General features: G+C 67.4%; 23 protein-coding genes and 1 tRNA gene. 12 read left to right on the plus strand and 12 right to left on the minus strand.

The window, feature by feature from the left end:
* Positions 1–51 precede the first annotated feature (51 nt).
* Positions 52–1,830: an SLC13 family permease gene (locus ACZ2G3_RS09605; protein WP_470395609.1), complete on the plus strand. Its 1,779-nt coding sequence runs from the start codon at positions 52–54 to the stop codon at positions 1,828–1,830.
* A gap of 60 nt (positions 1,831–1,890) precedes the next feature.
* Here the strand turns inward: ACZ2G3_RS09605 and ACZ2G3_RS09610 are convergent, their stop codons facing one another.
* The 6 genes from ACZ2G3_RS09610 to ACZ2G3_RS09635 form a co-directional block, all read right to left on the minus strand.
* Positions 1,891–2,115 carry a hypothetical protein gene (locus ACZ2G3_RS09610; RefSeq protein WP_470395611.1) on the minus strand — a complete coding sequence of 75 codons (225 nt, stop codon included), beginning with the start codon at positions 2,113–2,115 and terminating at the stop codon, positions 1,891–1,893.
* Positions 2,116–2,243: 128 nt separating this feature from the next.
* Positions 2,244–4,028: an SLC13 family permease gene (locus tag ACZ2G3_RS09615; protein WP_470395613.1), complete on the minus strand. Its 1,785-nt coding sequence runs from the start codon at positions 4,026–4,028 to the stop codon at positions 2,244–2,246.
* A gap of 113 nt (positions 4,029–4,141) precedes the next feature.
* Positions 4,142–4,963, minus strand: a complete 822-nt coding sequence (locus tag ACZ2G3_RS09620; protein WP_470395615.1) for a TIGR00282 family metallophosphoesterase — start codon at positions 4,961–4,963, stop codon at positions 4,142–4,144.
* A 103-nt stretch (positions 4,964–5,066) separates the two neighbouring features.
* On the minus strand, positions 5,067–5,273 hold the full coding sequence (locus ACZ2G3_RS09625) for a cold-shock protein (RefSeq protein ID WP_136856823.1): 207 nt from the start codon (positions 5,271–5,273) through the stop codon (positions 5,067–5,069).
* 154 nt (positions 5,274–5,427) lie between these two features.
* Positions 5,428–5,502: transfer RNA gene (locus ACZ2G3_RS09630), tRNA-Thr, on the minus strand.
* Between the two features lie 26 nt (positions 5,503–5,528).
* On the minus strand, positions 5,529–7,169 hold the full coding sequence (locus ACZ2G3_RS09635; RefSeq protein WP_470395616.1) for an ABC transporter permease: 1,641 nt from the start codon (positions 7,167–7,169) through the stop codon (positions 5,529–5,531).
* Positions 7,170–7,340: 171 nt separating this feature from the next.
* Between ACZ2G3_RS09635 and ACZ2G3_RS09640 the strand changes: the two genes are divergently transcribed.
* Positions 7,341–8,216: a hypothetical protein gene (locus ACZ2G3_RS09640; protein ID WP_470395617.1), complete on the plus strand. Its 876-nt coding sequence runs from the start codon at positions 7,341–7,343 to the stop codon at positions 8,214–8,216.
* A gap of 36 nt (positions 8,217–8,252) precedes the next feature.
* Here ACZ2G3_RS09640 and ACZ2G3_RS09645 read toward each other — a convergent pair whose 3' ends face one another.
* Complete coding sequence (locus tag ACZ2G3_RS09645) at positions 8,253–8,504, minus strand: DUF2312 domain-containing protein (protein WP_419268092.1); 252 nt, start codon at positions 8,502–8,504, stop codon at positions 8,253–8,255.
* A 102-nt stretch (positions 8,505–8,606) separates the two neighbouring features.
* On the opposite strand from ACZ2G3_RS09645, the gene ACZ2G3_RS09650 reads away from it, so the two are divergent.
* The 10 genes from ACZ2G3_RS09650 (at position 8,607) to ACZ2G3_RS09695 (ending at position 17,178) form a co-directional block, all read left to right on the plus strand.
* Positions 8,607–8,834, plus strand: coding sequence for a hypothetical protein (locus ACZ2G3_RS09650; protein WP_419268091.1), 228 nt, complete (start codon positions 8,607–8,609; stop codon positions 8,832–8,834).
* A gap of 94 nt (positions 8,835–8,928) precedes the next feature.
* Entirely contained in the window at positions 8,929–9,378 is a 450-nt protein-coding gene (gene dtd, locus ACZ2G3_RS09655) for a D-aminoacyl-tRNA deacylase (protein ID WP_470395619.1), read from the plus strand.
* Positions 9,379–9,616: 238 nt separating this feature from the next.
* The gene (locus ACZ2G3_RS09660; RefSeq protein ID WP_470395620.1) at positions 9,617–10,993 is read left to right on the plus strand and encodes a DEAD/DEAH box helicase; all 1,377 of its coding nucleotides are present in this window, start codon (positions 9,617–9,619) and stop codon (positions 10,991–10,993) included.
* 107 nt (positions 10,994–11,100) lie between these two features.
* Positions 11,101–11,673, plus strand: coding sequence for a thymidine kinase (locus ACZ2G3_RS09665; RefSeq protein ID WP_470395622.1), 573 nt, complete (start codon positions 11,101–11,103; stop codon positions 11,671–11,673).
* 88 nt (positions 11,674–11,761) lie between these two features.
* Positions 11,762–12,916: a D-alanyl-D-alanine carboxypeptidase family protein gene (locus tag ACZ2G3_RS09670; RefSeq protein WP_470395623.1), complete on the plus strand. Its 1,155-nt coding sequence runs from the start codon at positions 11,762–11,764 to the stop codon at positions 12,914–12,916.
* Positions 12,916–13,512 (plus strand): dTMP kinase, encoded by a 597-nt coding sequence (gene tmk, locus ACZ2G3_RS09675; RefSeq protein WP_470395624.1) that lies wholly within the window; start codon positions 12,916–12,918, stop codon positions 13,510–13,512. Before ACZ2G3_RS09670 ends, tmk begins: the two co-directional genes overlap by 1 nt.
* Complete coding sequence (locus ACZ2G3_RS09680; protein ID WP_419268086.1) at positions 13,509–14,621, plus strand: DNA polymerase III subunit delta'; 1,113 nt, start codon at positions 13,509–13,511, stop codon at positions 14,619–14,621. Before tmk ends, ACZ2G3_RS09680 begins: the two co-directional genes overlap by 4 nt.
* A 3-nt stretch (positions 14,622–14,624) precedes the next feature.
* Positions 14,625–15,422 (plus strand): TatD family hydrolase, encoded by a 798-nt coding sequence (locus ACZ2G3_RS09685; protein ID WP_470395625.1) that lies wholly within the window; start codon positions 14,625–14,627, stop codon positions 15,420–15,422.
* Positions 15,419–16,237, plus strand: a complete 819-nt coding sequence (locus tag ACZ2G3_RS09690) for an MBL fold metallo-hydrolase (protein WP_470395627.1) — start codon at positions 15,419–15,421, stop codon at positions 16,235–16,237. Before ACZ2G3_RS09685 ends, ACZ2G3_RS09690 begins: the two co-directional genes overlap by 4 nt.
* Entirely contained in the window at positions 16,234–17,178 is a 945-nt protein-coding gene (locus tag ACZ2G3_RS09695; protein WP_470395629.1) for an AEC family transporter, read from the plus strand. Before ACZ2G3_RS09690 ends, ACZ2G3_RS09695 begins: the two co-directional genes overlap by 4 nt.
* A gap of 4 nt (positions 17,179–17,182) precedes the next feature.
* On the opposite strand, the gene ACZ2G3_RS09700 is transcribed toward ACZ2G3_RS09695, so the two are convergent.
* The 5 genes from ACZ2G3_RS09700 to ACZ2G3_RS09720 form a co-directional block, all read right to left on the minus strand.
* Complete coding sequence (locus ACZ2G3_RS09700; RefSeq protein ID WP_470395631.1) at positions 17,183–17,743, minus strand: hemerythrin domain-containing protein; 561 nt, start codon at positions 17,741–17,743, stop codon at positions 17,183–17,185.
* On the minus strand, positions 17,740–18,690 hold the full coding sequence (locus ACZ2G3_RS09705; RefSeq protein WP_470395633.1) for an ABC transporter permease: 951 nt from the start codon (positions 18,688–18,690) through the stop codon (positions 17,740–17,742). The genes ACZ2G3_RS09700 and ACZ2G3_RS09705 overlap by 4 nt, the downstream gene beginning before the upstream one ends.
* A 3-nt stretch (positions 18,691–18,693) precedes the next feature.
* The gene (locus ACZ2G3_RS09710; protein ID WP_470395634.1) at positions 18,694–19,995 is read right to left on the minus strand and encodes an ABC transporter permease; all 1,302 of its coding nucleotides are present in this window, start codon (positions 19,993–19,995) and stop codon (positions 18,694–18,696) included.
* A gap of 57 nt (positions 19,996–20,052) precedes the next feature.
* Positions 20,053–21,129, minus strand: coding sequence for an ABC transporter substrate-binding protein (locus ACZ2G3_RS09715; RefSeq protein WP_470395635.1), 1,077 nt, complete (start codon positions 21,127–21,129; stop codon positions 20,053–20,055).
* A 359-nt stretch (positions 21,130–21,488) separates the two neighbouring features.
* Positions 21,489–22,592, minus strand: coding sequence for an ABC transporter ATP-binding protein (locus ACZ2G3_RS09720; protein ID WP_419268078.1), 1,104 nt, complete (start codon positions 22,590–22,592; stop codon positions 21,489–21,491).
* Positions 22,593–22,667 lie beyond the last annotated feature (75 nt).

Below are 22,667 nucleotides of genomic sequence, written 5' to 3' on the forward strand. Positions count from 1 at the left end.
GTCACGGCGTTCGGAGGCAGACCCCGGAACAGGGGCGGAACGAGGGCATTCATGACCACACCACAGATCCTGCTGTTCACCCTTCTGGGCGCCATCATCATCCTGATGCTCTGGGGACGCTGGCGCTATGACATGGTGGCCTTTGCCGGGCTGATGGTGGCGGTGCTTCTGGGGATCGTGCCCACCTCGGACGCCTTTTACGGCTTCGGGAACCCGACCACGGTCATCGTGGCCCTGGTGCTGGTCGCAACCGCGGGGCTCAGCCGGTCCGGCGCGGTGTCGCGGCTGGCGCGGCTGATCTCGGGACAGCAGCGCGGCACGACGGCCCATATCCTGGTCTTCGGCACGGTGGGCGGGCTGCTGTCGGGCTTCATGAACAACATCGCGGCGCTGGCCATGCTGATGCCGGTGGACCTGCAGACGGCGCGCAAGATCGGCCGTGGGGCCGGGCTGACGCTGATGCCCCTGGCCTTCGCCACGATCCTGGGGGGCATGCTGACGCTGATCGGCACGCCGCCGAACCTGATCGTCTCGGGGTTCCGCGCCGACGTGCTGGGCGAGCCCTATCGGATGTTCGACTTTCTGCCGGTCGGCGGCCCGGTTGCCCTGGCCGGGATCGCCTTCATCTCGTTCATCGGGTGGCGCCTGATCCCGCGCCACGAGACGGACGCGGGCCCTGACATGAACGGCGTGCGCCGGCGCTATGTGGCGACGCTGGTCGTCACCGAGAACAGCCTGCCTGCCACCCGCCGGATCGAGGATGCCCGGATCGAGGCGCGCAAGGCCTCGGTCCGCATCGTGGGCCTGCGCCGGCGCGGCCAGGACATCGAGGGCAAGCTGGACGACCAGGTGCTGGAGGATGGCGACGTGCTGATCCTGCGTGCCGATCCCGCCGCGCTGGACGAGTTCCGCTCGACCAGCAGCCTGGCCTTTCCCGACGGCAAGCCCGAGGCCCGCGCCCGCAAGGATGCCGAGGGCCAGCAGCTGATCGAGTGCCTGGTGCCGGTGGCCTCCGATCTGGTCGGCCGCTCGGTCCAGTCCTTCGGGCTGATGAATCGCCACGACAGCGTGCTGATCGGCCTTCGGCGCGGGGGGCTTGCGATGCGGCAGGGGCTGTCGCGGCAGGTGCTGCAGCCGGGCGACATGCTGCTGCTGCTGGTGCCCGAAAGCCGGATGGACGAGACGCTGGCGGCGACCAGCCTGCTGCGCATCGACGGCGGCAGCCTGCCGGTCCAGCGCGAACGCCATATGCGCAGCGCCATCGGCCTGTTCGTACTGGCGGTGCTGGCGGCGTCGCTTGGGCTGACGACCATGCCGATCGCGCTTGGCTGCGTGATCATCGCCTATGTCCTGTTCGGCGTCCTGTCGGTGCACGAGATCTATGACCATGTCGACTGGCCGGTGATCGTGCTTCTGGGGTCGATGATCCCCCTGGGCCTGGCGCTGGACGAGACCGGCGGATCGGCCCTGATCGCGCATGGCCTGGCCATGGTCACGCAGGGCTATCCAGCCTGGCTGGCGCTGGTGCTGCTGATGGCGGCCACGATGATGCTGTCGGACATCCTCAACAACAACGCCACCACCATCATCGCGGCCCCCGTCAGCATCCGCCTGGCCGAAGAGCTGCAGGTCCAGCCCGATGCCTTCCTGATGGGCGTGGCGGTCGCGGCGTCCTGCGCCTTCCTGACGCCCATCGGACACCAGAACAACACGCTGATCCTGGGGCCCGGCAACTATCGCTTTGGCGACTACTGGCGGATGGGCCTGCCGCTGGAGGTGATCGTGATGGCGGTCGCGGTGCCGCTGTTGCTGATCGTCTGGCCGCTCTGACCCGGACAAATGAAAACGCGGCCCAGGGGGCCGCGCGATGCATCATCACATCTGGTCGCCTCAGAGGGCGGCGGAACCGCCCAGGATGCGACGGACCTCGCCTTCGCGGGTCAGGCCCTTGGCGGCCAGTTCCTCATCCGACCGCTGGCTCAGGCCGTTCAGCGCACGCATCTGCGGGCTCGCCTCGGACAGTGCGATCATGAAGCGGCCAATGGCGCGGAAAGGTGCCAGCAGCGCGGCGGCCGAAAAGCTGGGCTTGCGGTCAACAGAAGCAATCATCGTCATCTGGAAACTCCTTGTATGGGACAAAGTCGTTTCCTCCCCTGCGTTCTAGATCGGCGTTTCAGGGGATGATCGCAACCGCCGATGCTGCATGGCAGCATTGCTTCTGGCTCAAGGGCGGCAAGATTATGTTAACCATGCAGGGGCCAGATCAGGGGAATCAGCAGCGAGGCGACGATGCCCATCAGGATGTTCAGGGGCAGGCCGACCTTGATAAAGTCGGTGAACCGATAGCCACCCGGACCATAGACCAGGGTGTTGGTCTGATAGCCGATGGGCGTGGCAAAGCTGGCCGAGGCCCCCATCATCACCGCGACGACCAGCGGGCGCGGATCCACACCGAGCGAATGGCCCAGGCTGATGGCCAACGGCGTAACGATGACCGCGACGGCATTGTTCGTGACCGTTTCGGTCAATGTCGTGGCCAGCAGATAGACCGCCATGACCAGCGCCCAGGGCGGCAGGCTGGCCAGCCAGGGCGCGACGCCGTCCACCACCAGCTGCACCGCGCCGCTTTTTTCCAGCCCTGCGCCGACGGCCAGCATGGCAAAGATCAGCGCCATCAGGCGCCCGTCGACAAAGGACAGCGCCTCGTCCGCATCAATGCAGCGCGTGCCCAGCACGACCGCGACCCCGATGAAGGCCAGGAGCAGGATCGGCGCCACCTCGAAGGCCGACAGCACCACGACGCCCACAAGCGTGGCGACCACGATCGGCGCATGCTTGCGGCGATAGGCACGATCCGAGGGTGCATTGACCTCGACCATGTCCATGTCGCTGGCCAGGCGCTGGATGTCGGCCGAGGCGCCTTCCAGCAGCAGCGTGTCGCCCACGCGCACGACCAGGTCATCCAGCTGGCGGCCGATGTTCTGGTTCTTGCGATGCGCGGCCAGCACATAGACGCCATAGCGCCGCCGCAGGCGCATCGAGCCCAGGCTGCGGCCGACCATGTGGCAGCCGGGCGTGATCAGCACCTCGACCGTCGAGGTCTGGACCGAGCTCAGCTTGTCCACCATCCGCAGCTCCTTGTGGCTCTGCAGGCCCAAAACCTCGGACATGGGGGTGCGCAGGACGACGCGGTCGCCCTCTTCCAGCCGGACGCCCGGCAGGTCGCGCCGCAGCGAGGCGTCGCCGCGCAGCACGTCGATGACGCGGGCGCTGTCGCGGGCGAAAATGTCGACCTCGTCCAGCGACTTGCCGATCAGGGCCGAGCCCTCGGGGATCGCCACCTCGGTGAAGAACTTCATCTTGCTGCGTCCCGACAGCAGCTGCGACATCGAATCGCGGTCGGGCAGCAGCCGCGGCGCGAAGATCAGCAGATAGGTGACGCCCACGACGGCCATCGGCAACCCGACCCAGGTGATCTCGAAGATGGTGAAATGCTCCATGCCGGCCGACCGCGCGACCCCGTCGACCAGAAGGTTGGTCGAGGTGCCGATCAGCGTCATCGTGCCGCCCAGGATCGACAGGTAGGACAGCGGAATCAGCAGCTTGGACGGGGATTTTCCCATCTCCTTGGCCAACTGCATGAAGATCGGCATCATCACCACGACCAGGGGCGTGTTGTTGACGAAGGCCGACATCGCGCAGACAAGGATCGACACGGATGCAAGCGTCAGTGCCGGATGGGCCCCCGCATGGCGGGCAGCGCGCTGGCCGATCCAGTCCAATGCCCCCGTTCGCACCAGGCCGCCCACGATGATGAACATGAAGGCGATCGTCCATGGCGCGGGATTCGACAGCACGCCCGAGATGCTGCTGACATCCAGAATGCCCAGCATCAGCAGCAGGACGGCGCCCAGGATGGCGGTGACTTCGGGCGGATAGGTTTCCCGGATGAAAAGGGTCAGCATCCCGATGATGATGAAGATCGTCACCACCGCGCCGGTCGTCCCGGCCAATTCAAATCCGAACATGCGTCACTCGATCGTTGGTCGCGCTTCGGGCGAGCCGCAGCCTGCCCGTCGCGCATCATGCGCCAGACATTCGCCGCGCCGCAAGCGAAGTTCCATTTTGGGAAAACGCTTTTTCAGACCGTTGCCGAAAAACCCGGCGACAGCCGCCCGCCCTCGCGGATGGGGTTGATGTTGCGCGCCATGCCGGTGCGATCATCCGTTTCCACCAGCACGCCACACAGCGTCGCCTCGCCCTCGGCAGGGGTAAAGCGGTCGCGGGTCATGCCGGTGATGAAGCGGCGCAGCGGCTCGGCCTTGTCCATGCCGATGACGCTGTCATAGTCGCCGCACATGCCGGCATCCGACAGATAGGCCGTGCCGCGCGGCAGGACCTGTGCGTCGGCGGTCGGCACATGGGTATGGGTTCCGACAACCAGGCTGGCGCGACCGTCGCAGAAATGGCCGACCGCCATCTTTTCGCTGGTGGCCTCGGCATGGATGTCAACCAGCACGGCCTGAACCATGCCGCCGGGAGGATGGGCCCGCAGGACCGCGTCCAGGGCCGAAAAGGGATCGTCATAGGGGCGGGACATGAAGACCTGGCCCAGCGCCTGCGTGATCAGCGCCTTGCGGCCGCGCGCATCGCTGATCACCGTTGCCCCGCGGCCCGGCGCCTCGCGCGCGAAATTCAGCGGCCGGATGACGCGCGGCTCGCGCTCGATGAAGGACATCATGTCCTTCTGGTCAAAGGCGTGATCGCCCAGGGTCAGCGCATCCGCGCCCGCATCCAGCAGCAACTGCGCGTGGCCCGCCGTGGCGCCCCTGCCTCCACTGGCATTTTCCGCATTCACGATGACCAGGTCGGCCTTCAGCCGCGCCCTCAGATCACCCAACCGTTCGGTGATCGCGCGCCGGCCGGCACGCCCCATCACATCGCCAAGAAACAGAATCCGCATTCCGACCTGCTAAGTCAAAGCCGCCCGACGCTCAAGCCGGCGACACAAATGAAAAAGGGCCGCCCCACGGGGCAGCCCTTCGATCTGTCGCAAGAAGCGAAAATCAGACGAACTGGACGTTCGTTGCCGATTCGCGACCGTCGCGGCCGCGCTCCAGCTCAAAGGTCACCTTCTGGCCATCGGCCGGGGCCTGCAGGCCCGCGCGCTCGAGAGCCGAGATGTGCAGGAACACGTCCTGGCGGCCGCCTTCCGGCTGGATGAAGCCGAAGCCTTTGGTGCTGTTGAACCATTTCACGGTGCCGTTGGCCATCGTGAGATCTCCTGTCTAGTGTTCCACCCGCAGTATGCGGTGGCTTGGCCGTCAGATTAACAAAGCAGACTGAAGGCAGAAGCAGACAGGATGCAGAGAATATAACGTAGCAAGGCCAAGATAGGGGCCGGGCCGCGACATTGCAAGGGATAGTTGGTGCCGGCTGAGGGATTTGAACCCCCGACCCCCTGATTACAAATCAGACGCTCTACCACTGAGCTAAGCCGGCCTGCGGGATGGGTTAGCGAATGCGGATCATTTCCGCAAGTCGCGCGTGCGCTGCGCGGCGCGGCCCAGGTTCGTGCGCGCCAGCAGGCCGACCGCCAGCAGCCCCACCGCCATGACCAGCAGCGCCGCCGGAGAGGCGTTGCCCAGGTCCTCCAGGCTGGCGCGCTCATGCGTGCGGGTGGCCAGCGTCTCGTAGTTGAAGGGCCGCAGCAGCAGGGTCGCGGGCAGTTCCTTGACGCAATCGACAAAGACCAGCAGCAGCCCCGCGCCGACCGAGCCGCGCATCAGCGGCAGAAAGACGTCGCGCAGCACCCCCGCGCTGTCGCGCCCCAGGGACCGCGCCGCCATCGGCAGCGAGGGCGGGACCCGCGTGAAGGCGCCGTCGATCGCCCCCTGCCCGATCGCGAAGAACCGCACGATATAGGCCAGAACGATGGCCGCCCCGCTGCCGGTCAGGATCAGGCCGGGATCGGTGCCGGTCAGCGCCAGCCAGGCATCCGCGACCCGGTGGTCCAGCGCGGCCAGCGGAATCAGGATGCCTACGGCCAGAACGGCCCCCGGCGCGGCATATCCCACCGTGGTCACCGGCAGCAGCAGGCGCGGCAGCGCGCGACCCGACAGGCGCGTGCCATAGACCATGACCAGCGACAGCCCGACCGTCATCAGCGCGGCCATGGCCCCCAGGCTGACGGTGTGCCAGGCCGCCTGCGCCAGACCGGGCGTCACCCAGGCCCGCGGATAGGCCAGCGCATAGGTCAGGATCACCCCCGCCGGCAGCAGAAAGCCCAGGGCAAAGGGGATGGTGCAGAACAGCGTGGCCAGCAGGCCGGGCAGCAGGCGCAGCCTCTGGCGCTGGATCGGGCGCGGCTGGCGGGCGCTTTGGTGATAGCGGGCATTGCGGCGGCCGAACCGTTCCCACAGCGCCAGCAGGACCACGATCAGCAGGATGACGCAGGCGATCTGCGCGGCGCCGCCGGCATTGCGACGCTCCAGCCAGGTGGTGAAGATGCCGGTGTTCAGGGTCTGGACGCCGAAATAGCTGACGACGCCGTAATCGGCGACCGCCTCCATCATGGCGATCGCCGAACCCGCCACGATGGCCGGCCGCGCCAGCGGCAGGCCCACGCGACGAAACAGCGCCCAGGGGCCGGTGCCAAGCGCGCGGGCGACCTCGTAGGCGCTGCCGGACTGTTCCTGCAGGGCGGCGCGGGTCAGCAGGTAGACGTAAGGATAAAGCGCCGCCCCCAGGACCACGATCGCCGCCTCCAGCGACCGGATGCGCGGAAACCAGTAGTCGCGGGCGTTTTCCCATCCGAACCAGCCGCGCAGCGCGATCTGGACCGGACCGGAATAATCGAGGAAATCGGCCAGCGCATAGGCGCCGATATAGGCAGGCACCGCCAGCGGCAGCAGCAGCAGCCATTGCAGCAGCCGGCGGCCAGGAAAATCGTACATGCAGACCAGCCAGGCGGCGCCGCATCCCATCGCCGCCGACAGCAGGCCGGTGCCCAGGGCCAGCAGGACCGTGTTGGCGAAATAGCGCGGCAGCACGGTGGACAGCAGATGCGGCCAGATGTTGTCGGTCGGGTTCGCGGCCATCCAGATCACCGCGATCACGGGCATCAGCACCAGCGCCGCGACCAGCGCCGCGGCGACCGACCAGCCCATCCCGCCGCCCTGCCGAAGTGCGTGATCGTGCCGACGTCGCGAAGGGGCTGAAGCGGTCCGGGTCATGCCCTTGGCGATAAGCCAAAGCGGTTTGACTGTCCACGGCGGACGGTTAATCTGCGCGCGACGAACCGGCACAACCGGAACAAGAAAAGACGGGACAGCACGACGATGCAGATGGTGTTCCACGTGGGGGTGCACGGCACTGACGGCGACCGGCTGCTCAAGACGCTGCTGAAGAACCGCGCCCCCCTGCGCAAGGCGGGGACCGAGGTCGTGCTCCCCAAGCGCCACCAGGGCATCTTCGACGAGGCGCTGAAATCGCTCAACGGCGGCACCGCCACGCCCGACATGGAACAGATCATGCTGGACGCGATCCTGGACAATGACGACCCCAGTCGGGTGGTGATGTCCACGCCGACCTTCATGGGCGCGCCCGGTCGCGCGGTGGGGCAAGCCGGGCTCTATCCGCAGATCGGCACGCGGGCGGCCGCGCTGGCGCAGCTGTTCCCGTCGGCCCAGGCCGAGTTCTTCGTGGCGCTGCGCAATCCCGCCACCCTGCTGACCGAGGTGCTGCCGCAGTTCGGCGGCAACGGCTATGACGACCTGATGCAGGGCTGCCATCCGCTGCAGTTGCGCTGGCGCGAGGCGATCCAGCGGCTGGTCCGCGCGGTGCAGGGCCGCCGGCTGGTGCTGTGGTGCCACGAGGACGTGCCTCTGATCTGGCCCGAGGTCCTGCGCCTGGTGGCGGGCCTGCCCCAGGACGTGCCGCTGTCGGGGGGGCTGTCCTACATGCAGGATCTTCTGGGCGAGCTGGGCCTGGCGCGGCTGCGCGACGCGATGGCGGGTCACGACCAGATGTCGGTGGCGCAGCGCCGCGAGATCTGGGGCGACATGATCAGCCGTCACGCGCTGCCCGGCACGCTGGACCAGGACGTGGACCTGCCCGGCTGGACCCAGGACATGGTCGACAAGGTCACGCAGAACTATCGCGCCGACGTGGCCGAGATCGCGGTCCTGCCGGGCGTGGAATTCATCCTGCCCTGATCCGGCGGCGTCATCGCCGCCGGACCGCAGGCCGCGTCAGTCCATCCCGAGGGCGGTCTTGTACAGCTCCAGGATCGCCTCCTCTTCCGCGACATCGTCACGGTGGCGTTTCCGCAGGGCCACGATCTTCTTCATCACCTTGGTGTCATAGCCGCGGGCCTTCGCCTCGGCCATCACCTCCTTCTGGCGCTCGGCGATGTCCTTCTTTTCCGCCTCGAGCTGCTCGAACTGCTCGATGAACTGGCGCAGCTCGTCGGCGGCAACGCCATAGGCCTGATCGTCCTGCATCGGATTCGTCCCTTCTGTGCTTTTGGCGGTCGTGTTAGGCGGTCTTGCTGGGACGCGCAATCGCCGCTAGGGGCATGCCGCAACGGGACGAAGGAGCGGGACATGGGCCTTTACGACTGGATCATCTGGACGGGCGCCGCCCTGACCCTGATCGGCCTCGGCGCGCTGATCTGGTGCATCTGGACCGTCAGCCGGGCGCGGCGCGACGGCCTGGACGACGCGGCGCTGCGCGAGCGGATGCGCGGCGTGCTGGCGGTGAACATGGCGGCGCTGGCGGCCTCCACCATCGGGTTGATGATGGTGGTGATCGGGATCATCCTGGCACCCTGAAGGAAATCCGAATGACAGGAAGCAGGCAGATGACAGCGATCGACGGACCCGCGGCGCAGCTGAAGACGGGCACCGCCCGAACGGAGCTTCGGACATGAGGGCGCTGGTCCAGCGCGTCGCCGAAGCCTCCGTCGAGGTCGAGGGGCAGCAGATCGGGCAGATCGGGCCGGGGCTGCTGGTCCTGGTCTGCGCCATGCAGGGCGATGACGACAGCGCGGCCGACAAGCTGGCCGCCCGCGTGGCCCGCCTCAGGATCTTTCGCGACGACCAGGGGCGCATGAACCGCGCGCTGCTGGACACGGGCGGCGCGGCGCTGGTCGTCAGCCAGTTCACCCTGGCCGCCGACACCCGCACCGGCAACCGCCCCGGCTTCTCCTCGGCCGCCGCGCCCGAGGATGGGCGGCGCCTCTACGAAGCCTTCGCACAGGCGCTGCGCCAGTTGGGCATCGCGACCGAAACGGGACAGTTCGGCGCGGACATGCAGGTGCGCCTGCTGAACGACGGGCCGGTGACGATCTGGCTGGACAGCACGGACCGCGCTTGACTTTCGCGGCCGCCTGCCCCATCTGACCCCTGACGCCATCTGCTGCCGCGTGAGCAGCCACCGGCCCGGCCCCATGGCCCGGCTCGTTTCGATCGCGTCACCCATTCCAGTTTCCCATTCACGCGGGGAGGCAGCAGGCATCCTCGTATCGCGCCTGCACCCCTGCCACTGGCCGCGCCTGATGCGCGGCCCCTGCCCTTGCGTCCGATACGGGGGATGCGGGGGACGAAAGACGTTCATGGAACAGAACAACACCCGCCGCCGCCCCAACCGTGGCGGCAAATCCACCCCGCGCAGCGCACCCCAGGCCCTTTCCAACGAAGGCCGCCGGGCACCCGCGCGAGATCCGCTGCCGACCGGCCCCTTCGCCGACATGGGCATCGATCATCGCATCAACGCCAATATCGCCGCCCTGGGCCTGACCAAGCCGACACCGATCCAGGAACAGGGCATCCCGGCCATCGTCGAGGGTCGCGATGTGCTGGGCCTGGCCCAGACCGGCACCGGCAAGACGGCGGCCTTCGGCCTGCCGATGCTGACGCGCCTGATCAACTTCGGCAAGAAGCCCGACCCAAAGACCTGCCGCGCGCTGATCCTGGCGCCGACCCGTGAACTGGCGACCCAGATCGCGCAGAACATCGACGCCTATGCCGAGGGTACCCCGATCCGCAGCTTTCGCGTCGTCGGCGGCGCCTCGATCAACGTCCAGACCGAGCGCCTGTCGCGCGGCGTGGACGTGCTGATCGCCACGCCCGGCCGCCTGATGGACCTGATCGAGCGTCGCGCCATCAGCCTGGAGGCGACCACCTACCTGGTGCTGGACGAGGCCGACCAGATGCTGGACATCGGCTTCATCCATACCCTGCGCAAGATCGCCCGGATGCTGCCGCGCGAGCGCCAGACGCTGATGTTCTCGGCCACGATGCCCAAGCTGATGCAGGAGCTGTCGGACACCTACCTGACGAACCCCGTCAAGGTTGCCGTCAACCCGCCGGGCCAAGCCGCCAAGAAGATCGAGCAGGGCGTGCATTTCGTCAGCCAGGGCGACAAGGCCACGCTGCTGGCCGAGTACATGTCCAAGCACACGAACGAGCTGGCGATGGTCTTTGGGCGCACCAAGCACGGCTGCGAAAAGCTGGCCAAGCTGCTGGAGAAGTGGGGCTTTGCGGTCGCCGCGATCCACGGCAACAAGAGCCAAGGCCAGCGTGAGCGCGCGCTGGAGGCCTTCCGCAAGGGCGAAACCAAGGTGCTGGTGGCGACCGATGTCGCGGCCCGCGGCCTGGACATTCCCGAGGTGGCGCATGTCTACAACTATGACCTGCCGAACGTGCCGGAAAACTATGTCCACCGCATTGGCCGGACGGCCCGTGCCGGACGTGACGGCCGCGCCGTGGCGCTGTGCTCTCCGGCCGAACTGGGCGAGCTGCGTGCCATCGAAAAGGCGATGAAGAACACGATCCCGGTCATCGGGGGCGAGGTTCCCTCGGCCGCGATGGCCGCGGCCGCAGGCCCGGCCGGTGGCGTTCAGCGCGGTCGCGGCAAGCCGATGGACGCGGGCGCCAGCAAGCGTCCTGCCCGCCGCCCATCGCGCCAGCCGAAAAGCCGTCAGGCCTGAGGCGCCGCGGGCCTGTCCCGCGCCTGCCTGAGCAACCGAAAGCCGCGGGGATTTCCTCGCGGCTTTTTCTTGTGGGCACCGTTGGCTTTGGGTAAGCGGCTGTCGTCATGGCCAAACTATATTTCAACTACTCCACGATGAATGCCGGCAAGAGCACCTTGCTGCTGCAGGCATCGTACAACTATCGTGAACGGGGCATGGCCACGCTGCTGGTGACCGCCGCGCTGGACAGCCGGGCCGGCCAGGGCCGGATCGCCAGCCGCATCGGCATTGCCGACGAGGCGCTGACCTTCAGCCCGGACAGCGATCTCTTCGCGGTGATCGACCGTGCCGATCCGCGCCCCGCCTGCGTCTTCGTGGACGAGGCGCAGTTCCTGACCACGGCGCAGGCCTGGCAGCTGGCCCGCGTGGCCGACGACCTGCGCATCCCGGTCATGTGCTATGGCCTGCGGGTGGATTTCCGGGGCGAGCTGTTCCCGGGCTCTGCCGCGCTTCTGGCCCTGGCCGACGACCTCCGTGAGGTGCGCACGATCTGCCATTGCGGCCGCAAGGCCACGATGGTCATCCGGCGCGACGCCAAAGGCCGGGTGATCACCCAGGGCGCGCAGGTCCAGGTCGGCGGGAACGAGACCTATGTCTCGCTCTGCCGCCGCCACTGGCGCGAAGCCGTCGGCAGCTGATCAATTTTCACGTGCAGCCCAAGCGGCCGCGTTGCGGGGCTGCGGGGCTTGATGTAACCATCGTCAAAACTGGCAAAGGGACCCCGACATGCGCGCATTCCTGCTTCGGACCGTGACCGTCCTGGCTTTCGCGGCACCCGCGCAGGCCTTTGACACCAACGCGACGGCGGCCTGGGTCTATGACGTGCCCTCGGGCACGGTGCTGATGGAAAAGAACGCCGACACGCCGATCCCGCCGGCCTCCATGTCCAAGCTGATGACGCTCTACATGCTGTTTGAGGCCCTGCACGAGGACCGCGTGACGATGGACACGACCTTCCCCGTCTCGACCAAGGCCTGGAAGATGGGCGGGTCGAAGATGTTCGTGGAACCTGCCGACCGCCCCACGGTCGAGGACCTGATCCACGGCATCATCATCAATTCCGGCAACGATGCCTGCGTGGTGGTGGCCGAGGGGCTGGCCGGCACCGAGGAGGCCTTTGCGCGGCGCATGAACGAACGCGCGGCGGAACTGGGGCTGACGGACACGCATCTGGCCAACTCCTCGGGCTGGCCGCATCCCGACCACCGCATGTCGGCGCATGACCTGGGCGTCCTGGCGGAACACATCATCCGCGAGTTTCCCGACCTCTACAAGAACTTCGGCCTGACGGAATATACCTACAAGGGTCGGGTGCCTTCCAACGCGAACAACCGCAACCCGTTGCTGCGGATCGGCAATGGCGAATGGACGGCGGACGGGCTCAAGACCGGCCATACCGAAGAGGCGGGCTATGGCCTGGTCGGATCGGCGGTACAGGACGGGCGGCGCGTGATCTTCGTGATCTCGGGCCTTCCTTCGGATCGGGCGCGTTCCGAGGAATCCGAACGGCTGGTGAACTGGGCCTTTCGCGAATTCACCATGAGCACGCTGGTGCCCGCCGGCGAAAAGGTGGTCGACGTTCCCGTCTGGATGGGCACCGCCAGCCGCGTCGCCCTGACCACGGAAAGCGGCGTGAACGTGCTGGTGCCGGCAGGCGCCAAGGACGAGGTCAAGGTCGAGGTGGTCTATGACTCGCCGCTGCCCGCGCCCATCGCCATGGGCGATCGCCTGGGTCAGCTGGTCGTCACCATCCCCGGGACCCGCGACGCGGTGACGCCCCTGATCGCCGTTTCGGACGTGGCCGAGGCCGGCTTTCTGGGCCGGATGAAGGGCGCCGTGATGCATCTGGCGAACCGCGCGATCAGCGCCGTCAACAGCTGATGCTGATCAGCTTCGAGGGGATCGACGGCTGCGGCAAATCCACCCAGGCCCGCCTGCTGGCCGAAACGCTGCAGGCCGAGGGGCGCGACGTGCTGCTGACGCGCGAGCCCGGCGGCAGCCCCGGCGCCGAGGAGATCCGCAGCCTGCTGGTCCAGGGGGCGGGCGAACGCTGGTCGCCCGAGACGGAATGCCTGCTCTTCACCGCCGCCCGCCGCGATCACCTTGAACGGACCATCCGTCCCGCATTGGCGGCCGGGCGCAGCGTGCTGACCGACCGCTTTGCCGACAGCACCCGCGTCTATCAGGGCACGGCCCGCGCCGACCTGCGCGCGATGGTCGACCGCCTGCACGCGCTGATGATCGGGGTCGAGCCCGACCGCACCTTCGTCATCGACATCGACCCCGTCATCGGGCTTGAACGCGGCATGGCGCGCGGCGGGGCCGAGGACCGGTTCGAGAGCCTGGGGCTGGAATTCCAGCAGCGTCTGGCACAGGGCTTCCGGGCGCTGGCGGCGGAATATCCGGACCGGGTGCGCCTGATCGACGGCAGCGGCCCGCCCCAGCAGGTCGCGGCACGGGTCAGGTCCGCCCTGTGAAGACCGAGATCGACGAGATCCCCGAACCCGACCGCGTGCCGGGCGCGTCCCATCCGCGTCAGGCCCCGAGTGTGATCGGCCAGGATGCGGCCATCGCCAATTTCGTCCAGGCCGCCCGCGGCGACCGCCTGCACCACGCCTGGCTTTTGACCGGGCCGCGCGGCGTGGGCAAGGCGACGCTGGCCTGGGCCATCGCCCGCTGGATGCTGGCGGGCGCCGACAGTTCCGATCTTTCGGTCGATCCCGACAGCCCGGCCGCGCGGCGCGTGGCGGCCCTGTCCGAACCGCGCCTTCAGCTGGTCCGCCGCCCGTGGGACGACAAGACCAGCCGCCTGCGCGCCGAGATCACCGTCGAGGAAATCCGCCGCCTGCTGTCCTTCTTTCACCTGTCGGCCTCGGACGGCGGGCGCCGCGTCGCCATCATCGACGCCGCGGACGAGATGAACACATCGGCCGCCAATGCCCTGCTGAAGGTGCTGGAGGAGCCGCCGGCGGATGCGCTGATCCTGATGATCGCGCATCAGCCCGCAGGCCTTTTGCCGACGATCCGGTCGCGCTGCCGGACGCTGCGGCTGTCGCCGCTGAGGCCCGCGCAGATGGGCGGCATCCTGTCGGACATGGGCATCGACGAGGATGCCGAGGCGCTGGCCGCGCTGTCGGACGGATCGGTCGGCGAGGCGCTGCGCCTGGCGGGCCAGGGCGGTCTGGACCGCTATCAGGAGTTGGTCGACCTGTTTTCGACCCTGCCCCGGATGGACCGTCTGGCCGCATCCCGCTTTGCCGATGGCGCGGCGGGGCGGGCGGGCGCCGAAGGCGATCCCTTCGACCTGACCGTCACGATCATCGACCGCTTCCTGACGCGCATGGCCCGCGCCGGGCTGATGGGTCCGCCCCTGCCTCAGGCCGCCCGCGGCGAAGGCGCGCTGATGACCCGCCTGTCGCCCGACGACCAGGCGGCGCGCATCTGGGCCGAGGCGCAGGCCCGCCTGTCGGCGCGTGCCCGCGCGGGCCGGGCGGTCAACCTTGACCCTGCTGCGCTGGTGATGGATATGGTGCTGGAACTGGCGCAGCTGCCGCCTGCCGCCTCTGCCCCGCCTGATCGAGGTTGATTGATGCAAGACGCGGCCCCCCCGGCCCTCGTGGACAGCCATTGCCATCTGGATTTTCCCGATTTCGAGGGCGAACATGACGCCCTGATCGCGCGCGCGCGCGCCGCAGGCGTGACGCGGATGGTGACGATCTGCACCCGCCTGCGCCAGGAGCCGGCCGTCCGCGCGCTGGCCGAGGCGCATGACGGCGTCTTCTACGCCGCGGGCACCCACCCGATGAGCGTGGCCGAGGAACCCATGGCGACGGTCGACCAGCTGGTCGACCTGGCCCGGCATCCGAAATTCGTGGGCATCGGCGAAACCGGGCTGGATTACCACTACACCGCCGAAAGCGCCGCCCGGCAGCAGGAGAGCCTGCGCCTCCATATCGAGGCCGCCCGCCGCACGCGCCTGCCGCTGATCATTCACGCCCGCGACGCCGACGACGACATGATCCGCATCCTGACCGAGGAGCACCGCGCCGGCGCCTATTCCTGCGTCATGCACTGCTTCAGTTCGACCCCGGCCCTTGCGCGGGCGGCGTTGGAGCTGGATTTCTACCTGTCGATGTCGGGCATCGCGGCCTTTCCGCGCTCGGCCGAGCTGCGCGAGATCTTTGCCGCGGCCCCCATCGACCGCATCCTGGTGGAAACCGACAGCCCCTATCTGGCCCCGCCCCCGCATCGCGGGCGCCGGAACGAACCCGCCTATGTCGCCAAGACCGCCGAAGTGGGGGCCGAGGTCTTTGGCCTGGATTATGCCGAATTTGCGGCCCGCACTTCCGCGAACTTCGACCGGCTGTTCTGGAAGGCCGCGGCATGATCCGCGCGACCATCCTGGGCTGCGGATCGTCGGGCGGCGTTCCGCGCCTGGGCGGCCGGTGGGGCGCCTGCGATCCCGCCGAACCCAGGAACCGCCGCCGCCGCTGTTCCCTGCTGGTCGAACGCGACGGACCGGGCGGGACCACCCAGGTGCTGATCGACACTGGCCCCGACCTTGTGCCGCAGCTGCTGGACGCGCAGGTCGCGACGCTGGATGCCGTAGTCTATACCCATGCCCATGCCGACCATGTCCACGGCATCGACGACCTGAGACAACTGGTCTTCAACGCCCGCCGGATCCTGCCACTCTGGGCGGATCGGTCGACGGCGGACGCGCTGATCGCGCGCTTCGGCTATGTCTTCGATACGCCCGAGGGCAGCCAGTATCCCCCGATCTGCCAGCTGAACCTGATCAGGGACAGCATCACCATCGACGGCCCCGGCGGGCCGATGACGCTGATCCCCTTCCGCGTCCAGCACGGAGAAATCACGGCCCTGGGCTTCCGCATCGGCGGGCTGGTCTACCTGCCCGACGTGTCCGACATTCCCGATGCCGCCTGGCCGCTGATCCAGGATGCGCCGGTCTTCGTCTGCGATGCGCTGCGCCCCGAACCCCATCCCAGCCATGCGCATCTGGCCCTGGCGCTGAACTGGATCGCGCGGTCGCGCAGCCCCCGGGCGGTGCTGACCAACATGCATATCGACATGGATTACGCCACCGTCGCGGCCACGACCCCGGACAACGTATCCCCCGCCTTCGACGGCATGCAGATCGAGATCGAGGCGCAGACGCCGGACCTGCCCGCCGCCATATGAGCGTGCTGTTCACGATCATCCTGCCGGTCTTCCTGGTGGTGGGGTTCGGCTATCTGGTGGCCTGGCGTGGCTGGTTCGGAACCAGCGCCGTCGACGGGCTGATGAACTTTGCTCAGAACTTTGCGGTGCCGACGCTGCTGTTTGCGTCCATGGCGCGCCTGGACCTGGACAGTGAATTCCGTGCGCAGCTGCTGATCCCCTTCTACGCGGGCGCCTTTGCCAGCTATGCGGCGGGATGGGCCGGGGCACGGTTCCTGCTGCGCCGCCCGCCGATGGATTGCGTCGCCATCGGCTTCGTCTGCCTGTTCTCGAACACGCTGCTGCTGGGGGTCCCGATCACCGAACGCGCCTATGGCACCGCGGCACTGGACGGGAACTGGGCGATCATCGCGCTGCATTCCCCGATGCTCTACACCTTCGGCATCACGGTGATGGAGTTCACGCGGGCCAAGGGCACCGGACTGTCAATCGGCCGCGTCGCGCTGCGCGCGCTGACGGGCGTGCTGCGCACCTCGCTGGTCATCGGCATCATCGCGGGCCTGTCGATGAACCTGCTGATGCAGGCCGGGCTGGTCATGCCGCAGGGCTTCTGGGACGCCGTCGACATGATCGCCCGCGCCGCCCTGCCGGCCGCGCTGTTCGGCCTGGGCGGCGTGCTGTATCGCTATCGTCCCGAAGGCGACATGGCGGCGATCGGCATGTGCTGCGCCTGCGCGCTGATCCTGCATCCGGCCGTGACCTTCGGCATGGGGCGGCTTTTGGACCTGGACGTGGCGGGCATGCGTTCGGCCACACTGACGGCGGCAATGGCGCCCGGGGTCAACGCCTATCTGTTCGCCAATATCTATGGCGCGGCGCGCCGTGTCGCGGCCTCCAGCGTTCTGATGGCCACGGCGCTGTCGACGCTGACGGTGTGGATGTGGCTGAACCTGCTGCCCTGAGCGGTCAGATCGGAACGTCATAGGCGCCAAGGGCACCTTCCAGCGCGGTTTCCTCATAGCCGAAATGGGACCGGATCGCCCGGTCCAGCGCGTCGAAGCGATCCGCGCATTGGGCAAAGGCGGCCATGCCGCGATCCGAGACCAGCGTCCGCGCGGCCTGGCGAAGGTCTCCGATCAGGCGGTGGATGACCCGATGTTCGGCCACCAGACGCTCCAGCACCGGGGCCAGCGGCGCCCCGGCCCGTACGGCGACGGCGGGAAACACCCACTGTTCCTCGATGTCGTGATGGTTCTGCAGCAGTGCGCAGTCGCGCCCGCAGGCGGTGCCGAACTGCGCCATGTTCCGCGCCAGCTGCATGTCATCGACAGCCTTGGCCAGCTGCGCGGGATCGGCCGTCCGGGCCCTGATGCGCGCCAGCAGATCGGCCACGCCCGCCAGCTCCGCCCGGTACATGTCATGGATCGCCGCCAGCTGCCGCCCATGCGCGCGCTGTGCGCGGCTGAGGCCGGTAAAGGCCGGAGGCGCGGGGCGGGCCGCCGCGTCCTCCAGCTCCTCGGGGGTCATCGAGGGGTCACGCCCCGGATCCGCTCGGACCGGCGGCGCAGCAGTTCGACCGTCGTCAGCAGCGCGATCGAGAAGATCACCAGCAGGGTGGCCACGGCCAGGATCGCCGGGCTGATCTGTTCGCGGATGCCGTTCCACATCTGCCGCGGGATGGTCTGCTGGTCAGGGCCGGCGATGAACAGCACCGCCACGACCTCGTCGAACGAGGTCACGAAGGCGAAAAGCGCACCCGAGATGACGCCCGGCAGGATCAGCGGCATCGTCACCCGGAAGAAGGTCGTGCGCGGGTTCGCGCCCAGGCTGGCTGCGGCACGGTTCAGCGACTGGTCAAAGCCCACTAGGGTCGCCGTCACAGTGATGATGACGAAGGGGATGCCAAGCGTCGCATGGGCCAGGATCACGCCCAGATAGGTTCCCGCCAGACGCCCGCATTCGGGGGTGAGCCCGATCAGGGTCAGCAGCTCGCAGGGGTTCGAGTAGAAGAAGAACATCCCCGTGGCCGTGATGATCAGCGGCACGATCATGGGCGAGATCAGGATCGCCATGATCGCCCGCCGGAACGGCATCTCGGGGCGCGACAGGCCAAGGGCTGCCAGCGTTCCCAGCACCGTCGCCACCAGCGTCGAGAAGAAGCCGATGATGATCGAGTTCTTGGCCGCCTTGATCCAGTTGGCGTTGTTCCAGGCGTCGGCCCAGAAGGCCCAGCCCTGGGCGTCCGGGTTCTGCATGCCAAAGGTCAGCAGGCTCTGGTACCAGCGCATGCTGAACCCGTCCGGGTCCAGGCTGCGCATGGCCGGGGTGAAGGTGAAATAGGGCTCGGCGTTGAAGCTCAGCGGGATGATGATGACGATCGGCGCGATCAGGAAGAAGAAGATCGCCGCGCAGATCGCCAGGTAGCTGTAGTGCCAGACACGCTCCAGCGGGCTTGCATAGGTTGGAACGGCCATAGGTTACCCCAATTTCAGGTTGTCGACGCCGACGAGGCGATCGTAGAGCCAGTAGAGGATCAGCACCGATCCCAGCAGCAGGGCCGCCAGCGCCGCCGCCATCGACCAGTTCAGCGTGTCGGTCATGTGCATGGCGATCATGTTCGAGATCAGCTGACCCGAGGAGCCGCCGACCAGCGCGGGCGTGATGTAGTAGCCGACCGCCAGGATGAAGACGAGCATCGCCCCTGCCCCCAGCCCCGGCAGCGTCTGCGGGAAATAGATGCGGCGGAAGGCCGTCCAGCTGGTCGCCCCCAGGCTGCGCGCGGCGCGGACATAGGAGGGGTTGATCGTCCGCATCACCGAATAGAGCGGCAGGATCATGAAGGGCAGCAGGATATGGGTCATTGCGATGATCGTGCCGGTCTGGTTGTAGATCATCTGCAGCCGCTGGCCGCCCCCGATCACGCCCAGCCAGACCAGGATGTCATTGACCACCCCCTGCTGCTGCAGCAGCACCATCCAGCTGGTCGTGCGGACCAGGAGCGACGTCCAGAAGGGCAGCAGCACCAGGATCATCAGAAGGTTCGACTTGCGCATCGGCAGCGTGGCCAGCAGATGCGCGATCGGAAAGCCCAGGATGAAGGTCAGCACGGTGATGACGGCCGACAGCCAGAAGGTGCGCCCGAACAGCATGACATAGACCTGCTGGCGTTCGTCCACCTGCTGGATGTTGCCTTCGGTGTCGCGGGTGCGGTCGGCCGCGGCCAGGTAGAAGTTCGCGGTCATGGGCGTCGAGGCCTCGCGCATGGTCGACCACAGCTGCGGGTCGGCCCAGTCCTCGTTGATCTCGAGCAGCGCCTCCCGATAGGGCGGCTCCAGCCCGTCCCGCAGCTTGCGCCCGGTCGAGGTAAACAGCGAGCGCGACCCCGGCAGGTCATAGTTGATCCGCGTTCCCACGACACCGATGCTGCGCGCTTGGGAGGTGGCGACCAGGTCGGCGGCCAGTGCCGCCCAGGCCGCGTCGTCAGGCTGGGTCCCGCGTTCGGTCTCCGCGAACCAGGCCGAGACCTGCGGCATGTTGGCGGAAAACCCGTCATTGTAGAACGAGCGTTGCAGCATCTGCCCGATCGGCACCACGAAGGTGATCACGATGAAGGCCAGAAGCGGAAGCACCAGCAGGAAGGCACGGCGGCGCGCGCGGCGCTGGCTGCGTGCCAGGGCGCGGGCCAGCGGCTGGCCGTCGGCTGTGGTCAATGTGCCCGACCCCACACCGGATGCGGTGGTGGCGATGGCGGCATGTGGATCAAGTGCGGCGTGCGCCATGTCGTCCCCGGTCGTCTGAGAGACCGCCGCCCCGGAACGGGGCGGCGGCATTTGGGATCAGGAAGAAGCCAGCCAGCTGTTGAAGCGCTCGGTCAGCTCGGCGTCATGGTCCGCCCAGAATTCCGGGTTGTCCAGAACGGCGTTCTTCATGTTCTCGGGGTTGGTCGGCATGTGCGGCGCCATCTCCGTCTTGCCGTCCTGGTAGAGGCCGACAAGCTCGGCCGAGGATTTGCGCGACGGGCCATAGCTGATGTACTTGGCCTGATCGGCCAGGCGCTGCGTGTCGGTGGAGAACTTCAGATATTCCATCGCGGCTTCGGGGTTCGGCGCATCCTTGGGGATCACGAACATGTCCAGATCCATGTACTGGCCGTCCCAGATCACGTCGAAGGGCTGGTTCTCGGCGACCATCGCGTCAAAGATCCGGCCGTTGTAGACGGTGGTCATGCTGACCTCGCCATCCGCCAGCAGCTGCACCGGCTGCGCGCCGGCTTCCCACCAGACGACATCGGACTTGATCGTGTCCAGCTTGTCAAAGGCGCGGTCGATGCCCTCTTCCGTGCCCAGCACGTCATAGATCTCGGCGGCGGGGACGCCGTCGGCGATCAGGCCCAGGTACAGCGTGCGCTTGGGGTTCTTGGGCAGGCCGCGCTTGCCGGGGAACTTCTCGGTGTCAAAGAAATCGGCAGCCGTGCTGGGCGCCTCGCCCTCGAACTTGGTGGTGTTGTACGAGATGACCGTGCCCCAGACGATGTTGGCGACAGCGCAATCCAGCAGCGCGCCGTCGACAAAGTCCTCGCTGGCCGGGGTGCCGTCGGGCGCGGCCGGCAGCATGTCGGGGTCGATCTCCATCAGAGCGCCTTCGTCGCACAGGCGGATGGCATCCGACACCTCGATGTCAAAGACGTCGCCGGTGACGTTCTTGGCCTCGACCTGCGCCTTCAGCGGCGTGGACGGGTTGTCGGCGGCGATCATGTTGACCTTGATGCCGGTCTCGGCGGTGAAGGGCTTGTTATAGGCCTCGACCTGGCTGACCTCGTAGGCGCCGCCCCAGGAGACGACATTGACCTCTTTTGCATTGGCCGCAAAGCCCGCGCCGGTCAGCGCGGTGGTCAGGATAAGGATGGTTTTCACGTTAAGCTCCCATTGATGCAGTCCGGGCTTCGCGCCCGATATGGTTGGCCCTTGCGGGCAAGGACGGGCGCGGAACGCCCGGCCGATGAGCCAGGCCGGCAGACCGATCCGGCGCACAGGCGGGGATCGGTACCGGCAGGTGATCGCCCGTCCGGACCCTCGTTCGGCGCCGGGGCGCCGCGGGTGTCCAGGGGCAAATGCCTTGGCAGCAGCCGCGATCAGACGAACTTTCGCCACGCGCGGCAGGGGCAGGACAGCGGACTTCCGACCGGCGCCTCAGCCTGCCCAGTCCCCGCGCCGCTGCGGTTCCGAAGGAGCCGGGGCACGGGGTCTGGGTCTGCTGCATCCCCGTCACCGCGTCAGATCGGGTCGAGGGCGCGTGCATCCTGCGGATGCCAGCCGATGCGGATCGCCTGCCCCGCATCCAGCCGGGTCTGACCGATCGTGTTGCGCATCTTCATGACAAAGTTTTCGCTGCCCGCAACGCGCAGGCGTGCCCGCAGGATGTCGCCCATATAGATCACCTCCAGCACCTGGGCCTCGATCGTGTGGGCGCCGGGGGGCATCATCTCGGGCTTGAACTCGACGCGCTCGGGGCGGATCGACACGGTTGTGCGCTGGCCCTTCTCGCGGATGTTGACGGCGGTGGCGTCGATGACGCCGCCGTCGTCCAGCCGGACCAAGGCCTTGTCGCCGTCCAGCTGCTCGATCGTGCCGGGTAGTGCGTTGTTCTCGCCGATGAAGCTGGCGACAAAGCTGTTGCCGGGTCGTTCGTAGAGATCCGCCGGGGGGGCCAGCTGCTGGATCCGCCCGTCGTTGAAGACGGCGATCCGGTCAGACATCGTCAGCGCCTCGCCTTGGTCATGGGTCACGTAGACAACCGTGATTCCAAGTTCCTCGTGCAGGTGCTTGATCTCGAACTGCATGTGTTCACGCAGCTGCTTGTCCAGGGCACCCAGGGGCTCGTCCATCAGAACCAGTTCGGGATCAAAGACCAGCGCCCGCGCCAAGGCGATCCGCTGCTGCTGGCCGCCCGACAGCTGAGCCGGACGGCGGTTCGCGAACTTGCCCATCTGCACCATGTCCAGCGCCCGCGCCACGCGCGCGCTGCGATCGGCCGAGGACATGCCGCGGACTTCCAAGGGAAAGGACAGGTTTTCGCCCACGGTCATGTGGGGAAACAGCGCATAGTTCTGGAACACCATGCCGATGCCCCGCTTGTGGGGCGGGACCTGGTTGATCGGACGCCCGTCCAGACGGATCTCGCCATTGGTGGCGGTCTCAAAGCCGGCCAGCATCATCAGACAGGTGGTTTTGCCGGAACCGGACGGCCCCAGCATGGTCAGGAATTCGCCCTTTCCGATCGAAAGATTCAAGTCTTTGACGACAAGTGACTGTCCGTCATAGCTTTTCTGCACATGCTCAAAAGCGACAAAGGCGTCGCTACGGCGGTCGTCCAACAAAAGGCGCTCTCCCTGTTATCGTTGGTTGTTCAGCGCAAGACCAAGCCTAAGCGCTGGCTTTGGCATGTGGCAACA

It is taken from the genome of Paracoccus sp. KKT209, from assembly GCF_055635455.1.